Annotated in this window: 3 protein-coding genes; all 3 read right to left on the bottom strand. The window is 64.9% G+C overall.

The features are described 5' to 3' along the window. Positions 1-540, bottom strand: a 540-nt coding sequence (locus tag AB4Y86_RS15650) for an ATP-binding cassette domain-containing protein (RefSeq protein ID WP_441403107.1), incomplete at its 3' end; no start/stop codon positions are given. After that, entirely contained in the window at positions 537-1,505 is a 969-nt protein-coding gene (locus AB4Y86_RS15645; RefSeq protein WP_441403106.1) for a branched-chain amino acid ABC transporter permease, read from the bottom strand. The genes AB4Y86_RS15645 and AB4Y86_RS15650, both read right to left, overlap by 4 nt. Positions 1,506-1,514: 9 nt before the next feature. Next, positions 1,515-2,810 (bottom strand): ABC transporter permease subunit, encoded by a 1,296-nt coding sequence (locus AB4Y86_RS15640; protein WP_441403105.1) that lies wholly within the window; start codon positions 2,808-2,810, stop codon positions 1,515-1,517. Between the last annotated feature and the right edge of the window lie 240 nt (positions 2,811-3,050).

Raw genomic sequence — 3,050 nt, 5'->3', positions numbered from 1 at the left:
GAACTTCTGCAGCAGGACGTTCGCTTCTTCGGTGATGGTCTTTTCCTGGCCGCCCCAGATTCCCCTGAACAGGGCCTTGGCGAGCTTTTCACCAGCCTGGTTCGAAGCGCCGAGACGCATGTTTTCCATGACGGTGAGCTTGCCCATCACCTTGGTCAGCTGGAAGGTGCGGACCATGCCCATCCGCGCCACCTTGTAGGAGGAAACACCGGCCAGGCTGTTGCCCTCGAACTGCCACTTGCCCGAGTTCGGGGTATCGAAGCCCGTCAGCAGGTTGAACAGCGTGGTCTTGCCGGCCCCGTTGGGACCGATCAGCGCCGTGATCTTGTGCCGCGGGATCTCCAGATATTCGACGTCGACGGCGTTGATGCCGCCGAAGCTGCGGGTGACGTTTTCCGCCACCACGATGGGATCGCGCTTCTTGCAGCCGGGAGCGATCTCGCCGGCGGCAATGGGCCGCGTGTCCGTCATGTAGTCGATGGTCTCGGCGGTGCCGGTGGCCCCGGCACCCGCCAGTGGTTCTTCGCTGTGCATGCTCATGCGAACGCCAGCTCCTTCTTGTTGCCGAAGACGCCCTGGGGCCGGAAGACCATCAGCAGCATCAGTGCGACGCCGACCAGGATGTAGCGCAGCTGGCCGGCCTGGACCGTGTTCAGCCACGTGACGGCGCCCGATTCGATCAGGCCGTAGAGCACGCCCTGGGTGAGGGAAAGAACCACCCAGAAGATCATCGCGCCGACGACCGGCCCCAGCACCGTGCCGAGCCCGCCGAGGAGCAGGCAGGTGTAGAGGAAGAACGTCAGTTCCGTGCCGTAGTTGGCCGGCTGCACAGCACCGCGGGGGAGCGTGAACACCATGCCCGCCAGGGCGCCGAGCACGCCGCCGATCACCAGGGCCTGCATCTTGTAGGAGTAAACGTTCTTGCCGAGGGAGCGGACGGCGTTCTCGTCCTCGCGGATGCCCTTCAGGACCCGGCCCCAGGGACTGCGCATCAGCAGCCAGACCAGCACACAGCAGACGATCACGACCCCCCAGCCGACCACCCGGATGAAGAAGTCGCGGTTGTTCATGCCGAGGTAGGACCCCTCGGGGAACGGGTTCATGGCGTAGAAGTCGCCCTCGAAGGCGGCCAGGCCGTTGGCCGAACCCGTCACGGAGGTCAGCTGGTTGGTGGTGACGATATAGCGGACAATCTCCGCCGCTGCGATCGTGACAATGGCCAGGTAGTCGGCCCGCAGCCGCAGGGTGGGGATGCCGAGCAGCAGGGCAAAGATCGCCGAGCAGACGACGGCGATGAGCAGACCTACGAAGAACGGCACGTGGAACGTGAGGGTGGAGATGGCGAAGCCGTAGGCCCCCACCGCCATGAAGCCGGCCTGGCCGAAGTTCAGCAGGCCGGAGTAGCCGAAGTGGACGGCCAGGCCGAGCGCGGCAAGCGCGTAGGCCGCCGTCGTCGGGCTGAACAGTTCACCGGCGGCGCTGGAAAGAATGAATCCGAAGTCCATGTTTGTCTCCTAACCCACGCGCTCGCGGCGGCCCAGGATGCCCTGGGGCCGGAACAAGAGGACAACGATCATGATGAACAGAGCTCCCACATATTTGAGGTCGGCGGCGAGGCCGAACACGGTGGTCAGCTCCACGAAGATGCCGACGATGATGGATCCGAACAAGGCGCCCCAGACCGTGCCGAGGCCGCCGAGGGTCACGCCGGCGAAGATGAGCAGCAGGATCTGCGACCCCATGTCGAAGGTGACGCCGGGACGGTAGTAGGCCCAGAGGATGCCGCCGAGGGAGGCCAGCATGCCGCCGGTGACCCAGACGATCCTGATGACGGAGTCGACGTCGATGCCGGAAGCCGCCGCGAGTGCCGGGTTGTCGGCGACCGCGCGGGTGGCCTTGCCGAGGCGGGTCTTGAGCAGCACGACGCCGAGGGCGGCGATGACGACCACACTGATAAGCAGCGACCAGAGGTTGTTGGGCGAAATGGAGACCGGCCCGATCTGGATTTCCGCGCTTTGAGCGAAGGGCAGCTGCTGGGTGGCGCCGCCGAAGTAGAACTGGATTACGTAGCGCACGGCCAGGGCGAGGCCGATGCTGACGATCATCATCGGGACCAGCCCGGTGCCGCGGCGTCGCAACGGTTTCCACAGCCCGGCGTCCTGCACGTAGCCGAAGAGGCCGCCGCCAAGGAGCGCGAGGATGATGGCGAGCCAGAATGGCAGGTTCATAGCGTTGAACGCGAAGACCAGGACGGCGCCGAGGGTGACCATCTCGCCGTGCGCAAAGTTGGTCAGGCCGGTGGTGCCGAAGATCAACGAGAGCCCCACCGACGCGAGCGCGAGCAGCAATCCGAAGCTCAGGCCCGCGACGAGGCGGTTGATCAGGTTCTGGCCGAAGTCCTGCTGCTGCACAACGATGCCTTTGCCGAAGGCGAAGATCACCGAGAGATTGGAGGTCTGGCTAAAGGTGACTTTCCGGGGGTTTTCCTGGCCCTCGGCAAGCTTGATGCCCTCCGGAAGGGTCTTGACGTCCAGTTCCACCTCGTAGGTCCCCTGCTTGGGGACGCCGATGTTCCAGGAGCCGTTGGCGCCGGACTTGGCGGTTCCGGTGAAGTCCCCGCTCTTGGCGGTGATGGTGACACCGGCCAGCGGCGCGCGGTCATCGCCGCGAAGGAAGCCGCTGATGGTGTCCTGGAACGTGGTGCTCGACGGGGATGGTGTCGGCGCCGGCGTCGTGGCCTGGGATGCCGGCGCGACGATGAGCAGAAGGGCAGCTACGGCGGCGAAAATAGCCCCCACAGCTTTCAACATTCCGCCGCGCCGTCTCCGGGGCAGGCCTCTCGATGTGCTTCTCAAATTGAAAACCTCCACATGGGGGTGGTCTGGGTTGCGCCATTGCAACCACTGCGAACGTTCAGGGCGACTGGGTGGAACGGATACTGCGATGCGATGAAGCGGTAGTGGCTGTGACATTCGTCACCCTGTTGCGCCAATCGTACAGCCCGCGCAGGGCATCCAATGCCCTCGTGAGCAGGCAGTACGTCGCGATCG

Origin of the sequence: Arthrobacter sp. 2YAF22_2 (genome assembly GCF_052114645.1) — a bacterium.
Lineage (GTDB): Bacteria > Actinomycetota > Actinomycetes > Actinomycetales > Micrococcaceae > Arthrobacter.
This window is presented reverse-complemented; position numbering and strand designations above follow the sequence as displayed.